Source organism: Streptomyces sp. NPDC050528 (assembly GCF_044457795.1).
Lineage (GTDB): Bacteria > Actinomycetota > Actinomycetes > Streptomycetales > Streptomycetaceae > Streptomyces.
This window is the reverse complement of sequence record NZ_JBITHH010000007.1, coordinates 86174-102955: the sequence shown is the minus strand read 5'-3', so window position 1 is coordinate 102955 and position 16782 is coordinate 86174. Positions and strand designations below refer to the sequence as shown.

Here is a 16782-nt window from a genome sequence, read left to right as displayed (position 1 = left end):
ACGAGCCGTATGCCAGCGAGCCGTATGCCAGCCAGGTATCAGGAGGCCACGATGAAACGATGGATCCGTTGCGCCGGAGTGTTGCTGTCGGCGGGAGGACTGCTCGCTACGGCGGCCTGCGGCGGCTCGTCCGGGAAGCAGTCGGACGGCAGGACGACGGTCACCATCATGACCTGGGAGACCGCCGTCACCAACAAGGCCATCGACCAGGCCCTGACCGGCTTCCACGACCCGAACATCACGGTCAAGCGGGTCGACACCCCGAACGGCAACTACAGCGACAAGCTCGCGGCCCTCACCCAGGCCAAGAAACTCCCCGACCTGTTCTGGTGCGGCAACGACACCGAGCAGCAGTACACCAGCCAGGGCCTGCTCACCGACTGGTCCTCCCGGCTCTCCGGCTCCAGCGACTTCGGCGCGAGCAGCTTCGTCTCGTCCACGATGAAGAACTGGAAGACCGCCGACGGCAAGATAGGCGGCGTCCCCTCCCTGCTGAACACCTACGGCATCTGGTACGACATCGACGCCTTCAAGGCCGCCGGCATCACCGTGCCCGCCGCGGGCTGGACCTGGGACCAGATGTTCGACGCGGCCGCCAAGCTGCATGCCAAGGGTGCCAAGTACGGCCTGGTCGCCGACGCGCTGACCTCCACGGACGGCCCGTTCTCCCTCAGCACGTACGCCCTGTCGGCAGGCGGCAAGCCCTTCGCGGACAACGTGCACCAGCCCACCAAGACGACCATCGACCCGACGTACACCGAAGGCGTCAGCAAGGTCGTCGCCGGAATCAAGAGTGGAGCGATCGCGCCGCCCGGCTACGACATCAGCAACCAGCAGGGCCTGTTCGCCGCCGGACAGATCCCGATGCTGTGGAGCGGCCAGTGGCTGGCCGCAGGGTTCCTCACCGACAAGCCGAAGATCAAGTACGGCTTCGCGCCCCTGCCCCAGGTCACCAAGCCCGCCACCCTCTACGACGCCGTGGGCATCTGCACCCCGTCGTACACCCAGAACGCGGACGCCACCTTCAAGGTCCTCAAGTACCTCGACTCCACGGTGTGGAGCAAGGTGCTGCCCGACTCGCCGGTCGCGGCCCCGGCCTATCTCGCCTCCCAGAACGCCTACTTCGGCGCCCTCGACAAGGCCGGTCAGACGTCCGTCGCGGCGACCGTCAAGGCGGGACTGAACACGCCGACCACCATCGGCGTGCGCTTCACCACCCAGTGGGCAAGTCAGTCGAACGACTTGATCACCGCCTACTGGCCGGACATCCTCAACGGCAAGAAGCCGCTCTCCGACCTCCAGACGATGACCGACAAGATCAACGATGTGATCAAGAACAACAGTTAGCGTCCCGGGCCGAGCGGCGGGCCGGGACCCGATACGTATCCTGAGAGCGGTCCCGGCCCCCGGTACGCGATGGAAGGTTGGTCTTCAACTCACGTGAGCAGTCGTCCCCCGCACCGCCAGAACACCAGGCCCACGATGCGCGACGTCGCGGAGCGGGCCGGAGTCGCCGTCGTCACCGTCTCCCGCGTCGTCAACGGCATCGGCACGGTCCGCGAGGAGACGGCCGAGCGCGTGAACGCGGCGATCACCGCGATCGGCTACCAGCGCAACGAGATCGCGCGCTCCCTGCGCCCCGGCCAGAACTCCATGACCATCGGGCTGCTCCTGGGCGACCTCACCAACCCGTTCTACGCCTCCCTCGCCAAGGCCGCCGTGGAAGTCGCCAACGAGGCAGGCTACGCAGTCCTGTTGAGCACCGCCGACGAGGACCCCGAGGTCGAACGCCGGGCCGTCGGCGAGCTGATCGGCCGCCGGGTCGCCGGGCTCATCATCGTCCCCGACCAGGGCGACCACGCCTTCCTCAACGAGATCAACGGCCACGACCACGTGCCCATCGTCTTCGTGGACCGGCCGGCCACCGGCGCCGAGGCCGATGTCGTCCTGGTCGACAACGAGGACGGCGGACACAAGGCCACCCAGCACCTCGTCGACCAGGGCCACCACCGCATCGCGATCCTCGTCGCGCCCTCGTACTACAGCACCGGCCGACGGCTGCGCGGCTACCGCAAGGCCCTGCGCCGCAGCGGCATCGAGCCCGACAACGACCTGGTCGTCACCCTGCGCCGCGGCACCACCGAGGAAGCCGAGGCCGCCACCCGCACCCTGCTCACCTCCGCGAACCCGCCCACCGCCGTCTTCTCCACCACGGGCTTCCTCACCGAGGGCGTGCTGCGGGCCTGCCGCGACCTCCACGTCTCCATCGCCGTCGTGGGGTTCGACGACTTCAAGCTCGCCGACATGCTCCCCACCCCGGTCACCGTCGTCACCTCCGACACCGAGGAACTCGGCCGCCGAGCCGCCCACATCCTGCTGGACCGCATCGACGGCGACGACAGCCCCTCCCACCGGACCGTCCTCCCGGTGCAGCTGATCGCACGCGGCACCGGGGAGATCGGACACCCGTAACGTCAGTACAGAATCCGCCACTTGGCACGCGGCCAGGCGAGCACGGCGTAGAGCTGCACGAGGGCCGCCTGCTGGATCGCCTGCGTGCCACCGGCCGAGTCGAAGTGCACGAGGCCGGTGGAAGGATCACGCATCGTGTCCCACACCTGGTCGGCGTAGTCGGCCATCGCCCGGTGGTAGGTGTCCTTCCCGGTCACCGACTCCAGGAGCAACAGGTTCTTGAAGAAGATCGAGTTGAAGAACACGGGCTGCGTGAACAGCCGCCCCTGGGTGACGTAGTAGGCGTACGCGGCGGCGGCAACACGCTCCGCCTCGCGCAAGTAGGCGCGGTCGCGGGTGACTTGGTACAGCAGCACGGCCACGCCCACCGGCACGCCCTGGTTGTAGGACCAGACGGTCTTCTCAATCGTCCCTTGCAGGTCAAGGTGGTCCCAGTACAGGCCGGTTGGGCTCTGGAGGTGCGCGTTCGTCCATTCGTAGAAGCGCTTGGCCCAGTCCAGGTAGTCGGCCTCGCCGGTGATCTGGTGCAGGCGCAGGGCGAGTTGGGCGCCCGGCATGTTCGAGACGGTGTTGCGGTCGTGGCTCCAGTCGGCCTGCGTCCAGAAGACCCCGCCGGGCGCGGCATGGCTGCTGTCGGTGTCCCAACCGGACTTGACCAGGGCGAAGATCTCCTTCGCGCGGGCCAGCGCGGCGGTATCCCCGGTCTGGAGGTACCGCTGGACCTTCGCCAGCCCGACCCACTCGTTGTCGTCGTAGAACATGTCCCCGCCCGCCCCGTACGGCGCGACCGGGTAGGAGGCGTAACCAGGCAGCTTCGTCGTCCCGCCGCCCGCGTTCCAGTGGTGCTCCTGCGCCGCCGCCCGCCGAGCCAGCTCGGGCTCCAACTCCGGTGCCACGACGGTGAGATCGAGCGCGGCGATGTGCACCTGCGAGAAGGGCCATTCGTACGAGTACGGGTTGTCGCCGGCCGCTGCCGGGATCTGTTCGCGGACCAGCCCCGAGCCGTCGGTCGCGTCGAAGTGTCTTCTCAGTGCGGCGTACGTGGTCTTGGCGCGGGACAACGCCCGTGCGGGGCTTGGGCGTTCGGCGGCGAAGGAGGGGGTGGCGGCCGTCGCCGTCAGGGCGGCGGCCAGGCCGGAGCCGATCATCATTCGCCGGGAGGGACGCAGCGACATGGAGGCCTCCAAGGGTGCGGGTTGGTGCCGATGATGGAAACGTTGTCATCGACTCAAGAGGTCGTCAACGCATCGGACGACACGGGTAGTTCACTCCCGGGACATTTTGGTCCGGACCATTGACGATGCGGCTGCGCTGTTGGAACCTGCACGATGGTTACGTTTCCACAGGTGAGTTCGTCCGGCCCCACACGGCGAAGCAGGAGACCTCGACATGACCGTCCCGTCACCGTTCTTCAAGAGACGTCTGATCTTCACGAGACGTCTGAGCGCCGCCCTCACGATGGTGCTGCTGCTCGCTCTCGTCCCGGCCCTGCTGGTGCTGCGTGCCGCGCCGCCCGCGCAGGCCCTCGACAACGGCCTCGCGAAGACGCCTCCGATGGGCTGGAACGACTGGAACGCCTTCGGCTGCAACGTGACGGAGCAACTGGTCGAGCAGACCGCCGACTACCTCGTCTCCTCCGGGCTGAAGGACGCCGGGTACCAGTACGTCAACATCGACGACTGCTGGATGACCTCGGCCCGCAACTCCGCCGGTCAACTCGTCCCGGATCCGGTCAAGTTCCCGAACGGCATCAGCGGCACCGCCGCCTACGTGCACGGCAAGGGCCTCAAACTCGGCATCTACGAGAGCGCCGGCACCGCGACCTGCGCGGGCTACCCCGGGAGCCTCGGCCATGAGCAGACGGACGCCAACAGCTTCGCCGCGTGGGGCGTCGACTACCTCAAGTACGACAACTGCAACCACCAGAACGTGCCCGACCAGCAGCGCTACACCGCGATGCGCGACGCCCTCGCGGCTACCGGCCGCCCGATCGTCTACAGCCTCTGCAACTGGGGCCTCGCCGACGTGTGGACCTGGGGCGCGGGCGTCGGCAACAGCTGGCGCACGACCGACGACATCAACGTCAACTTCTCGACGGTGACGTCGATTTACAAGGCCAACGTGAAACTCGCCGCGTACGCCAAGCCGGGCGCCTGGAACGACCCCGACATGCTCGAAGTCGGCAACGGCATGTCGTTCACCGAGGACCGCTCCCACTTCAGCCTCTGGTCGGAGATGGCAGCGCCCCTGATCGCCGGCACCGACCTGCGCAAGGCGACCGCCGCCACCCTCTCCCTCTACGGCAACAAGGACGTCATCGCCGTGGACCAGGACTCCCTGGGCAAGCAGGGCACCGAGATCTCCAACTCCGGTGGCCTGCACGTCCTTTCCAAGCCCCTCGCCAACGGTGACGTGTCGGTGGTCCTCTTCAACGAGAACTCCTCCGCCGCCACCATCACCACCTCCGCGACGGCGGCCGGCCTCCCCTCGGCGTCCTCGTACAAGCTCAACAACCTCTGGTCCCACGTCGTCAGCAGCACGAGCGGCAGCATCTCGGCCAGCGTCCCCGGCCACGGCTCGGTGATGTACAGGGTCTCCGTCGGCAGCGGCACCAGCGTCGGCACCACCCACCCGCTGATCGGCGCCTCCTCCAACCGCTGCCTCGACGCCTACAACGGCGAGACCACCCCCGGCACCAAGATCGAGATCTGGGACTGCGGCGGCGGCACCAACCAGGCCGTGACCATCACCGCCGCCGGTGAACTCCGGCTCTACGGCGGCACCCAGTGCCTGGACGCCTACAACAACCAGACCAGCAACGGCACCAAGGTCCAGCTCTACGGCTGCAACGGCGGCGCCAACCAGAAGTGGAGCGTCAACCCCAACGGCACGATCACGGGCACCCAGTCGGGCCTCTGCCTGGACGTCACGGGCGGCGACCAGCCCGCCGGCAACGTCAACGGCACCGCGCTGGAACTCTGGTCCTGCAACGGCGGCGCCAACCAGCAGTGGCGCCTGGGCTGACCTCCCGTACTCTCCCCCCCACCTCGATGGAGCCGGCATGACCTCAACAGCACTACGCATCGCGAGAGTTGGGACCGGTCTGATCGCCGTCCTGGCCCTGTTCATGCCGGTCTCCACCGGCGTCGCGACCGCCGCCGCCGAGGCGTCGATCTGCAACAAGTACTGCGACGCCCGCGACCCGGCCCTGTCCCCGGGTGACAGGCAACCGGTGACGGCCACGATCTACTCCCGCACCATCGCCCTGCACTTCGACGACACCGACGCGATGGGCTGGGCCTCGATCACCAACGGCAGCCCAGGCGACGAGGTCTGGCTCGACCGGTCCTTCGACGGCGGCCGCACCTGGTCCTCCGGCAGCAAGCTCGGCGACACCACCATCCCTACTGGGCAAGGGGGTTGGCGCACCCTGATGTACAACGTCGACGACTGGAACGCACTCGGCGTCGGCGCCCTGCGCGCCTGCGGCAAGGCCGGCGACCGGGCCGAGATCGCCTGTACGTCCTGGGCCCGCACGACATGGAACGCGGGGAGCCGCGCAACTGCCGCCGCCACGGCGCTGATGCAGTCGTACAACCTGGGCACCGGCCTCTTCGACACCACCGGCTGGTGGAACTCGGCCAACGCCCTGACCGCCCTCATCGACAACATCCGCGTCACCGGCATGGGCAGCTACAAGTACGCGATCGCCAATACCTACGACCGCAATATCTCCGCCCAGGGCGGCAACTTCACCAACGACTACATCGACGACACGGGCTGGTGGGGGCTGGCCTGGGTCGACGCGTACGACCTCACCGGCGACAGCCGCTACCTCAACACCGCCCGCGCGGACGCCGATTACATGGCCCGCTACTGGGACTCCACCTGCGGCGGCGGGGTGTGGTGGAGCACGGCGAAGACCTACAAGAACGCCATCGCCAACTCCCTCTACCTGGAGCTGAACGCCGCCCTGCACAACCGCATCGCGGGCGACACGACGTATCTCGGCCGGGCCAACGCCGAGTGGTCGTGGTTCAAGGGCACCGGCATGATCAACGGCTCCCACCTCGTCAACGACGGCATCAACCTGGCGACCTGCGGCAACAACGGCGACACGGCGTGGTCGTACAACCAAGGCGTACTGCTCGGCGGCCTGTCGGAGCTGTACCGAGCGACGGGGGACGCCGGTCTGCTCACCACCGGCCGGCAGATCGGTGACGCCTCGACCACCTCAACGGCCCTCAACTCCGGTGGAATCCTGCGGGAACCGTGCGAGACGAGCGGTTGCGGCGGGGACGGTCCGTCCTTCAAGGGCGCGTACGTCCGGGGTCTGAGCGCCTTCAACTCCCGCTTGTCGGACCGCCCTTACACCTCCTACATCAAACGCCAGGCGGACACGGCCTACGCGAACGACCGCAACTCCCTCGACGCGTACGGCCTGCACTGGGCCGGACCGCTGGACTCCACCGACGCGGCCCGGCAGCAGAGCGCGCTCGACTTGATGAACGCGGCGAATTGACGGGCTGTTACGTGAGTCAGGACAAGTCCGCAGGGGCCCTGAACCTTCCACTCGCGCTGCGTCAGCCGGATTCCGTCAACTCCTCCATCACCTCCGGCAGTTTGCGCAGCCTGGACAGCGTCTGGTTCAGGAGGCGCACGGTCCTATCGGCTTGCCCCCGGCCGATGGGTTGGGTGACGGACGCCGCCCGGCTCTGGTCCTCGAGTTGGGCGAGGATTTCGGCGATTTCGGCGGAGGCCGTGTGCAGGCCAAGGATCCGATCCTCAACCTGGGTCACCAGCGACTCAAGGGTGGGCGGTACCTCGGGGGAGGGCACCGAGCCATCGGCTTCGTCGGTCTCGTAGACGGCCGGGGCTTCGGGTTCGGCCGAGACCGCTGGCGCGGGGCGGTGTACAGAGGGTGACGTCACAGGTGAGGAATCTGGTGGCGTGAGTGAGAGACCGGGCAGCTTGGGCGCGGGAAAAGGGGTGGGCACCGGCGCAGCCGTGGTCAATGGCGGCGGAGAATCCGCGCCCTTGCGAGGCCGGGTGCCGGTGTCCTTGGGGAATTCGATGTCGAACCAGAGAGGTGTCATCTCTCGTCCCGGCTTCTCCAAGCCAGAGCTGCCGACGCGCCAGGGTCGCCGGTCGCCATCGTCCATGGCTGCGGCCAGCGACTTCAGTACGCCGACTGCCATCGCCCGGCTCTTCTCGTACCTCAGGGCCTGCAGGCAGTTATTGACCGTCCTGCGCGATCGGCGAAGCCGTTCCCCTGTGTCGCCGATCGCCTCCTGGCCGTCGAGTGAACCTCGGTCAGCCTCGATGATGCCGAAGAAGGCCAGCCAGTGCGCGGCCCTATAGGACACCAACTCGTCGAAAGCGGAGTCATCGGTGTCCGCGACAGCGAGAAGTTCCGGCAGCCTGCGCCCGGAGAGAACGATTCCCTCCCGGGCTCGGGTTGAGAAGACCTGGCCCACACGTGGGTTCCATGGCGTCGGGTAACTCTCGGAGGTCAGCGCGGACCACGTGCGCGCTCGTTGGTTGATTTCCCCCGCCTTGAGCTGAGACGGTGGGTTCTCGCTGAGCGCGCGCCGCAGTAGATGGCGCTTTCGCGGATCCACAGGAAAGAACTCCTGCAACAACCTCATGGAACGCAGGTCTCGCAACTCGGAGACCGTCATGTCCGCCGACGCGTCCGCGAGTTCACGGATCGGCGCGAGCCCGGAGAGAACCTCTGCCGTTTTCCCGTCCATGACCTGTTGCGCCACGTACATCCCGAGAACGCTTCGGCCCAGCGCGCGCGATCGGTCGAGGGCGTCGAACTCCAGCGGTGGGTGGACGTGATCGCGTCGGTTGTTCATCTGGACGATGCGATAGAGCCGCTCCGGTGTGGGAGTGCCGATCACCAGATGTGCGTCCACCACGGCGATGGCTGCGGCGCGTCGTGCCCGTGAGCCGATCGTCGGATCCAGCTCGCCATCGCTGGTTTCCGTGAACTCCCTGTTCAGTACGGCAGAGAATTCAGGGAGCCAATCACGGGGGTCGCAGATGATCTCGTCCCCTTCCCGCTCCAGTTTTTCCGCCGGGACGCCGGCCAGCACTTCACTGGATGTCAAACGGAAGATCGACTGTCGCTTCTGTGTGCGATTATTTCCTCGAACTGCCATCCATCCCCAATAGGCGTCCGGATACAGAGGATTGCCGTCAGGATCCCTCTCTGGGTTCTCCTCGATCCTCACCTGCTGAGGAACGTACATCCCGGGCTCCTGTTGACCATTGAGGACGAGGTCCTCCTCAAGGTCGTAGGGGCGCACACGGTCTCGCTTCTTCAGTTCGTCCGCCGCGTCCTCGGTATTCATGATCAACGTGCTTCGGTTGGCCACGACGCTTTCCAGCGCGGCGAAACACGTCTCGTGTCCATCGGCGCCGATATCCATCCATGGTCGGACCGGAGCCAGGGTCCTCTCGGTCTCCCGGCCGACCGTTGGGTCCGCGGCGGAGCGCCAGATCGAACTGATCCGTTCGTTGTGTCCCCACTGCACACCGCCGACGCCATGCATGCGGACGACGGCGACGACCATGTCACCAGCGTCTGTGCGGACGCGCCGGACTGTGCTCGCCTTGAGCGTGCGCATGCCATGGGCGTCGGGCTCGCTCAGCATGTCGTCGGAGTCGACGATGAAGGGGGCGATGTTCTCCAATGCGCCACGAGGCAGATTCACACCCGATGTTGCCAGTACGGCCTGGATCCATACCTCTTGAGCCTCCCGGGATGCCGGGATCGGAAACGGTCCATTGGGATGGGCCTCACTCATGATCTACCTCGCGTCATTCGGAGTCTCGGAAACGTTCCATGGCCCACTCGGCGCACTTGACTGCCCACCGGTAAGGCGGGTTGTCTGTCGCGAGCGCGACCAGGGAGAGGACCATCTGCAGGGTTCGCAGCCACCTGACGATCTGCTGGTGGCGTGCCAACTTGGCCTCGGCCTCGGCCAGTTCCTGGCTTCGGATCTCCTCGGCGGATTTGTCGACAGGGTGGTCGGATTCCGCAGGTGACGGCATGAGTAAGGCCCTTCAGGAATCGGGGCCGTACGTCGACTCAGCGGTCAACAGACGCCCAGTATCGGCAGGTTGGGAACCGTAAGAATGCTGGCACCAGCAAGTCGAGGGGTGGCATGCTTATCTGGTTAGATACTCACTTCGAGTGAAGAGGCGTATCTTTGTTCCTGTCGAAAGATGGCGAGCTTGCGTTCCGATGATGCGGGTTAGAAGGAATGCCGGTTAGGAAAAAGTAGGCTGCCGGTCAGCATCTTCGCGTAGAAGTGTCGAACCCGTGCGCGATGCATCTCGAACAAATGAGCCGGATTGACGAATTGGCGATCCGGTGCTTGCGATCCTTTGGAGTGGACGCGCGTTGGGGCACTCACGGAGTTGCTGTTCGCACCCGCCCCGGTTTTAGCCTTCGCCGGTGAGCAGCCGTCGTGGATTGGCGATGCGAAAGGCGTAGGCCGCCGCCCCGCCCAACCCGTACCCCGGGTGGCGGGGCGGCTCCGCGTACGGGCGGTCCGAGCCCTGGACGACGGCGTTCACGCCCAGCGCGCGCACGATCGCGTCGACAGCGGTCGGGCCGTAGGAGGACGTCTCGACGAACACGCCCTGGTCGCCGTCCAGTTGCCGCCCGCCACGGGCCGCCAGGCGCTCGCCGTGGAGTGGGGCGAGTCCGGCGAGGAGGGCGAAGCACACGCGGAGGTGTGGATGGCGGGGGCGGCCGAAGGCACGGAAGGCGTGCCAACTGGCGTGCATCTGCTGGACGTACGGGACCAGCGCGGGCCACCAGGCCGGGTCTGCTGATGAGCCGACCGCAGGTCCCGGGTGGACGAAGAGCGGGAGGTCGCGTTCTTCGAGGAGGTCCAGGAGTGGGGCGCAGCGGGCGTAACCGGCCGCGTCGGCAAGGGAGTTGGCGGGGAGCTGGAGCCCGACGAAGCCCCGGTCGAGGTCCTTGGCGGTCGCCTCCGCGTCGATGTCCCGTACGCAGGCCGCGGCCCACGCCCCGAAGGGTTCCGGCAGCGCGGCCGCGCCGTCGTGGTAGGCGTCGAGCAGGGGGCGTGCGTCGGCCTCGGGCAGCCACTCCACGCCGATCGGGGCGGACAGCGAGACGAGGACCTGGTCGAGGCCGTCGTTGGCGGCGAGTTCCGCGCGCCGGGCGATGTCGTGGTCGGCGGGCGGTATCTCGAAGGGCGGTTCGCCGTCCAGGAACAGCGTCCAGCCGTCCAGATACGGCGGTTCGCGGCGGGCGCGCAGAGCCGTCACCAGCGAGGGGGTCCACAGATGCTGGTGTACGTCGACGTTGGTCATGTCGCTTCTCCCGCCAAGGCGTTCAGTGTGCTGCGGACGTCGTCGGACCCCAGGATGTCGCGGCTCACGGTCTCCACGTCCACGCCGTGCGGCCGGTCGTCGGTCAGGGTGGGCACGAGCTCGCGGATCGCGCGGTGCAGGAACTCCGGGCCCCGCCCCAGCGCCGCCGGCGCCGCCAGGTCCACCGCCTGCGCTGCCGCCACCGCCTCCACGGCGAGGAGTTGGCGCAGCCGGCCGAGCATCGTCGTCAACCGCCGGGCGCCGAGCGACGCGTTGGTCGAGTCGTCCTCCACGGCGTCCGCGCCCTGCCGGGGATCGACGCACACGGGCACGGCCAGCATCCGGATCTCGGCGACCAGCGCCTGCGCCGTTTTCACCAGCGGCGCGAAACCCGAACGCTCCGGACCGTACGGAGAGAGGTTCGCGGGCAGTCCACTGACCGCCGGGTCGAGGAGCCGGCGCATGCGTTCGGCGGAGATCGCCGCGGTCTGGGTCAGGGCCAGCGCGAGGGTGTCGAAGGCGAGGGCCAGGGCGGGGGTGTGGAAGTTGCCCGTCGAGACGATCTCGCCCGCGCTGAACGGGAGTTGAGGGTCTACGCCGGTATCGGGCAGCCCCGTCGGGTCGTCTCCGGCACCGATCAGTACCACCGGGTTGTCCCCGCAGCCGTTCAACTCCGGTGCCAGCGCGGCGTCCACGAAGTCCAGGGCCGCGTACGCGGCGCCGTGCACCTGGGCCGCGCAGCGCAGGCTGACGGGGTCCTGGACCCGGCGGGCGTTGCGGGGGTCGGTCAACTCGCCGTCGGTCAGGAGGGCGAGGAGCCCGGCCGCCGCATGGGACTGCCCGGGAGCGGGACGCAGCGCCAGGACTCGGGCGTCGAGCGGGCTCGTGTTCGCCCGGAAACCCTCGTAGGTCAACGCCGTGACCGCCTGCGCCAGCGCGAGCAGCGCGCCCGCCTCGTGCAGGGCGAGGGCACTGACGCCGGCCGCCAACGGGCTTGCGCTGCACAGGACATGGCCGTCCTTCGGGCCCAGCGCGGCTGGGGTGAGACCGGCCCGGCGCAGGGCCGTGGCGCCGTCGAGCACCTCATCGCCGTACTCCGCGCTGCCCTCGCCGATGACGACCAGACCGACATGCGCCATCTGGCACAGGTCGGACGCGCCGATCGAGCCCACCTCGGGGATCACCGGATGCACCCGCGCGTTGAGCAGGGCGACGAGCAGCCGTACGATCTCCGGCCGGACTCCGCTGCCGCCGCCCGCGAGGCCGTTGACCCGGGCGAGGAGGGCGGCGCGTACGACGGGGGTCGGCAGCGGATCGCCGACCGCGTTCGCCCGGCCCCGGACCGTGCGCACGCTGAAGGCGTCGAGTTCCGTGCGGGGGAGGGCGTAGGAGGAGCGGGCGCCGAGTCCTGTCGTCAGGCCGTAGGTCGGGATCCGGCGGTCGACCACGTCGTCGACGACGGCCCGTTCGCGCGCCAGACGCGACAACACCCCGTCCGCCAGGGCGACTTGGGCGCCGTGGCGGGCGACGGCGACGACATCGCCGTAGGACAGCGTCCGTCCGTCGACGACGACCTCGGTCACCAATGGTTTCTCCCCATGTCCTGTCATGTGTGAACCTAGCGCCTGGGCCTGTGATGATCGAGTGGTGGGGAGCAGGGGGCGGGCGTACCGTCGAACGGTGGGTATCCGGTGGACGGAGCCGTTCACCGGCCTCTCGTGAGTGCGATCCGTCATGAGCAGCAGTCCTCAGCACGCCTCCCCAGCGCAGACCACCACCCGGGACACCGGCGGTGGCGGCAGCACGATGGCGCTGCTGGTGATCGCGTCCTGTCAGCTGATGGTGGTTCTCGACATCACCATCGTGAACATCGCGCTTCCGCACATCCAGAGTTCGCTGGGGTTCTCGACCACCAGCCTGGCCTGGGTCGTCAACGCGTACACCCTCACCTTCGGCGGTCTGCTGCTGCTCGGCGGGCGGGCCGGGGACATCCTCGGGCGGCGGCGGGTGTTCGTGTTCGGGGTGCTGCTCTTCGTACTCGCCTCCCTGCTGGGCGGGTTGTCGCAGAACTCCGGTGAACTCCTCGCTGCCCGTGCCCTCCAGGGCGTCGGCGGTGCCATCGCCTCGCCGACCTCGCTCGCCCTGATCAGCACGACGTTCCGCGAAGGCCCGGAACGCAACCGGGCGTTCGGGGTCTTCGCCGGTGTCTCGGCCGGCGGCGGCGCGATCGGGCTGCTGATGGGCGGGATCCTCGTCGAGTGGCTGAACTGGCGCTGGGTGCTCTTCGTCAACGTCCCGATCGGACTGCTCATCGTCCTGGCCACGCCGCGCTGGATCAAGGAGTCCGAACGCCACCCGGGCCACTTCGACATCACCGGCGCGCTGACCTCCACCGTGGGCGTGGTGTTCCTCGTCTACGGCTTCATCCGGGCCGCGCAGGAAGGGTGGCGGGACTGGCTCACCCTGAGCTCGTTCGCCGCGGCCGTGGTCGTCCTCGCCCTGTTCGTGCTGGTCGAGCGGCGCTCCCGGCAGCCGATCACCCCGCTGCACATGTTCCGCGACCGCAACCGCGCCGGGACGTACGGCATCATGCTCTGCCTCGCCGCCGCGATCTTCGGCATGTTCTTCTTCCTCACCCTCTTCGTGCAGGACGTGCTGGGCTTCAGCCCGCTCATGGCCGGCTTCGCCTTCCTGCCGGTCAGCGCCGTCATCGCGGTCGGCGCGGGGCTGGCCTCCCGGTTCCTGCCGACGTACGGGCCCAAGCCGTTCATGGTGGTCGGTGCGATCCTCGCGGCGGCCGGTCTGTCCTGGCTGACGCTGACGGACGTCCACTCCACGTACCTGGGCAGCGTCCTCGGGCCGATGCTGGTGTTCAGCCTCGGCATGGGCATGGAGTTCGTCTCGCTGACTCTGATGGCGCTGTCCGACGTGCCCGTCCAGGAGACAGGCGCGGCCTCCGGACTCCTCAACGTCACACAGCAGGTGGGCGGTTCGCTCGGACTGTCCATCCTGGTCACGATGTTCGGCACGGCCAGCCGCAACGAGGCGAAGGACCAGATCCCCGCGTTCCTGTCCCAGGCGACCCCGGCCGAGCGCCTCCGCTTCCAGCGGACCGGTCAACTCCCGGGCTCCTGGGGCGATCACGTCCTCACCGCCGGGGTCTCGGCCGCGTTCGTGATGGCGGCGATCTTCACTGTCGTCGCTGCCTTGATCGCCGTAGTGGTCATCCAGGTTCGGCCCTCCGACCTCGAACGCCTCAAGGGCGGAACGGGTGTTGGGCCGGTGTGAGCGTCAACTTCCTTGTCCGACCGTCGACTCCCTTGTGTCCGACCGTCAACTCCCTTGAGGAATCTGGTCCTTCGGGATCTGCTGCTCGAACCACACGACCTTGCCCGTGCTCAGTCGCGTCGCCCCCCAGCGCTGGGCGAGCCGGTCGACCAGGAACAGGCCGCGCCCGCCCTCGTCGCCCGGCGCCGCCTGGCGCATGCGGGGCACCTGGGGCGAGTCGTCGGTGACCTCGCAGCGCAGCACGTCGGTGCGCAGCAGCCGTAGGGAGATGGGGCGGGAGGCGTACCGTACGGCGTTAGTGACGATCTCGCTGACCATGAGTTCCGTGGAGTCGAGCAGATCGTCCAGGCCCCAGCGGCGCAGCACCCTACGGGTCAGCCGGCGGGCCTGGCCCGCGGTGAGGGGGTGCGGGTCGAGGTGCCAGTAGCCGACGCTGTCCGGCGGGAAGCCGTCGAAGCGGGCGGTGAGCAGGGCGATGTCGTCGTCGCGGGGACCCGGCGCCAGTGCGGTGAGGATGCGGTCGCACAGCCGCTCCAGCGAGGACAGGCGATGCCTGTGCGGGGTGGACTGGAGGTGGGTGCGCAGGGCCTCGACGCCCGTGCCCACGTCGGTGTCGCGGGACTCGACCAGGCCGTCGGTGTACAGGACCAGCGTGGTGCCGGTGGGCGCGGGCATCTCCACGGACTCGAAGACGACACCGCCGACGCCGATCGGCGCACCCGGCGGGACCTGGAGCACCTCGGCGTGGCCGTTCGGGCGCAGCAGTACGGCGGGCGGGTGGCCGGCGTTGGCCATGAGGAGGCGGTGCGAGATCGGGTCGTAGATCGCGTACAGGCAGGTCGCGATGTGGTCGCTGCCGAGCCGCTGGGCCTGTTCGTCGAGGTGGTGGAGGACCTCGTGCGGGGGGAGGTCGAGGCCGGCGAGGGTCTGCACGATCGTGCGCAGCTGGCCCATGATCGCGGCGGAGGTCATGGAGTGGCCCATGACGTCACCGACGATCAGCGCGACCCGGCTGCCGGGCAGCGGGATCGCGTCGTACCAGTCGCCGCCGACCTGCGCGGTCTTCGAGGCGGGCAGATAGCGGCTGGCGAGGTGGATGCCGGTCGACTCGGGCAGCGAGGACGGGAGCATGGTGTGCTGGAGCGTGTCCGCGACGGAGGCCTCGTGGCCGTACATCACCGCCTTCTGGACGCCGATCGCGGTGTGCGTGGCCAGCTGGGAGGCGACGAGCAGGTCGTCGGCGGTGAACGCGGAGCGGTCGGGGCGGCGCAGCAGGACGACGGTGCCCATGACGTGGTGGCGGCCGTGCAGCGGGGCGATGATCAGGCGGCGGCCCGGCGGCAGCGTGCCGTGCGCGCTCGCCGCGGGGCCGAGCAGTTCGGCCACGGCGGGGTGGATGCCCGGGGCGTCGCCGAAGGCCGGGCGCCCGGCCAGGAGCAGCTTCGCGAGCCGTCCCGCGAGCATCGGCTGCACCCGCTCGGCCACGCTCGCGTACTCGGCGTGCGGCATCAGCAGCGCGGACCTGGCCTCGGGCGCCCGGTCGATGCTGTGCAACTGGAGGACGACGGGCGCCGCCGACTTCTCGTCCCCGACGGGCAGCGGATCGTGCAGGTGGATCACGATCGCGTCGGCGAAGGCGGGCACCGCCGCCCACCGCAGCTCCCGCAGCGTCTCGTCCAGGTCCATCCCGCGGGCGATCCGCCGGGTGGCGACATCGAGGTACTGCAACCGGTCCATCTGCTGAACGGGCGTCCGGCCGAGCGGTACGACGGGCGCCGGGCCGCTCGCCGAGGCGCCTCGCCGGGCGGTTCCGGCGGGGCCTTCGCGGGGGCTGGGTTGCTCCGTCACACGCTTCGTCCCGTCACTGGTACGGCAGCGGCCGCTGTGTCGGTCCTACGGCCTCAGTCGCGCCGTCGACAGCAGAGGAAGACCTGTTCCTCGGGCGGGACGTCGGCGGTCGCCGGGGCGTAGGTGTAGGAGTTCTCCTTCACGACCTCGAAGCCGGCCGTGTCGAGGACCTTGTGCAGGTCTTCGAGGAGATAGCCGGAGACCCTGATCGTGTGGCCGAGGAAGGGGATCTCGAAGTCGTCCACATGGGCCTCCACCATCGACAGGGCGAGCAGCCCGCCCGGATGCAACAGGTGGTGGATCGTGCGCAGGGCGAGCGGGATCTCCGCGCGCGGAAGCATCAGCAGGGAGAAGAACGCGGTGACCCCGTCGAAACGGCCCAGGTCACGAGGGCCGCCCGGGCGCAGGTCCGCGAGGTCGAGCTGGTGGAACGTGGCGGCGGGGACGTACTCCTGGGCCAGCGCCACCATCCGCGCGGAGAAGTCCACGCCGACGACGTCGAGGCCCGCGTCGGCCAGCTGCCGGGCGGTCGGCACACCCGTGCCGGCGCCGAGGTCCAGCACGCGGGCGCCCGGATCCAGGGACTCGATCAGCCACTCACCGGCGCCGACCTGGCCCTCCTTGTGCGGGAAGGCCTCGTCGTAGCGGTCCCCGATGGCGTCGAAGGCCTCGGCCTGACCGGTGCGGTCGAGCCGAAGGCTGTCGTAGCCGGACCCGTCGTTCGTTCCGCTCACTGAAGTGGCCTTTCGTCCGCGCATGAGGATTGTCCCACAAGTCCGTGAAGCGAGGTTTCGGCGGAAAAAGAACGTGAGGGGCGCC

12 protein-coding genes are annotated in these 16782 nt (G+C 68.6%); 5 read left to right on the top strand and 7 right to left on the bottom strand.

Annotation, left to right across the window (positions count from 1 at the left end):
- The first annotated feature begins 51 nt into the window (after nucleotides 1-51).
- On the top strand, nucleotides 52-1347 hold the full coding sequence (locus tag ACIBK4_RS24455) for an ABC transporter substrate-binding protein (protein WP_398997476.1): 1296 nt from the start codon (nucleotides 52-54) through the stop codon (nucleotides 1345-1347).
- Nucleotides 1348-1440: 93 nt separating this feature from the next.
- Nucleotides 1441-2472 (top strand): LacI family DNA-binding transcriptional regulator, encoded by a 1032-nt coding sequence (locus tag ACIBK4_RS24450; protein WP_398997474.1) that lies wholly within the window; start codon nucleotides 1441-1443, stop codon nucleotides 2470-2472.
- A gap of 2 nt (nucleotides 2473-2474) precedes the next feature.
- Here the strand turns inward: ACIBK4_RS24450 and ACIBK4_RS24445 are convergent, their stop codons facing one another.
- The gene (locus ACIBK4_RS24445; protein ID WP_398997472.1) at nucleotides 2475-3647 is read right to left on the bottom strand and encodes a glycoside hydrolase family 76 protein; all 1173 of its coding nucleotides are present in this window, start codon (nucleotides 3645-3647) and stop codon (nucleotides 2475-2477) included.
- Nucleotides 3648-3861: 214 nt separating this feature from the next.
- Here ACIBK4_RS24445 and ACIBK4_RS24440 point away from each other — a divergent pair, with 214 nt between their 5' ends.
- Together ACIBK4_RS24440 and ACIBK4_RS24435 are read left to right on the top strand one after the other, a co-directional pair.
- Nucleotides 3862-5496, top strand: coding sequence for a glycoside hydrolase family 27 protein (locus tag ACIBK4_RS24440; protein ID WP_398997470.1), 1635 nt, complete (start codon nucleotides 3862-3864; stop codon nucleotides 5494-5496).
- A 37-nt stretch (nucleotides 5497-5533) separates the two neighbouring features.
- Nucleotides 5534-6994, top strand: coding sequence for a glycoside hydrolase family 76 protein (locus tag ACIBK4_RS24435; RefSeq protein WP_398997468.1), 1461 nt, complete (start codon nucleotides 5534-5536; stop codon nucleotides 6992-6994).
- Between the two features lie 61 nt (nucleotides 6995-7055).
- On the opposite strand, the gene ACIBK4_RS24430 is transcribed toward ACIBK4_RS24435, so the two are convergent.
- The 4 genes from ACIBK4_RS24430 to hutH form a co-directional block, all read right to left on the bottom strand.
- Nucleotides 7056-9287, bottom strand: coding sequence for a hypothetical protein (locus tag ACIBK4_RS24430; RefSeq protein WP_398997466.1), 2232 nt, complete (start codon nucleotides 9285-9287; stop codon nucleotides 7056-7058).
- Between the two features lie 13 nt (nucleotides 9288-9300).
- Nucleotides 9301-9534, bottom strand: a complete 234-nt coding sequence (locus tag ACIBK4_RS24425) for a hypothetical protein (protein WP_398997464.1) — start codon at nucleotides 9532-9534, stop codon at nucleotides 9301-9303.
- A gap of 393 nt (nucleotides 9535-9927) precedes the next feature.
- Nucleotides 9928-10827 carry an amidohydrolase gene (locus ACIBK4_RS24420; RefSeq protein WP_398997462.1) on the bottom strand — a complete coding sequence of 300 codons (900 nt, stop codon included), beginning with the start codon at nucleotides 10825-10827 and terminating at the stop codon, nucleotides 9928-9930.
- Nucleotides 10824-12437, bottom strand: a complete 1614-nt coding sequence (hutH, locus tag ACIBK4_RS24415; protein WP_398997460.1) for a histidine ammonia-lyase — start codon at nucleotides 12435-12437, stop codon at nucleotides 10824-10826. Before hutH ends, ACIBK4_RS24420 begins: the two co-directional genes overlap by 4 nt.
- 196 nt (nucleotides 12438-12633) lie before the next feature.
- On the opposite strand from hutH, the gene ACIBK4_RS24410 reads away from it, so the two are divergent.
- Nucleotides 12634-14115, top strand: coding sequence for an MFS transporter (locus tag ACIBK4_RS24410; protein ID WP_398998258.1), 1482 nt, complete (start codon nucleotides 12634-12636; stop codon nucleotides 14113-14115).
- A gap of 45 nt (nucleotides 14116-14160) precedes the next feature.
- Here the strand turns inward: ACIBK4_RS24410 and ACIBK4_RS24405 are convergent, their stop codons facing one another.
- Together ACIBK4_RS24405 and ACIBK4_RS24400 are read right to left on the bottom strand one after the other, a co-directional pair.
- On the bottom strand, nucleotides 14161-15852 hold the full coding sequence (locus ACIBK4_RS24405; RefSeq protein ID WP_398998255.1) for a SpoIIE family protein phosphatase: 1692 nt from the start codon (nucleotides 15850-15852) through the stop codon (nucleotides 14161-14163).
- A 164-nt stretch (nucleotides 15853-16016) separates the two neighbouring features.
- Nucleotides 16017-16721: a class I SAM-dependent DNA methyltransferase gene (locus ACIBK4_RS24400; protein WP_398997458.1), complete on the bottom strand. Its 705-nt coding sequence runs from the start codon at nucleotides 16719-16721 to the stop codon at nucleotides 16017-16019.
- Nucleotides 16722-16782 lie beyond the last annotated feature (61 nt).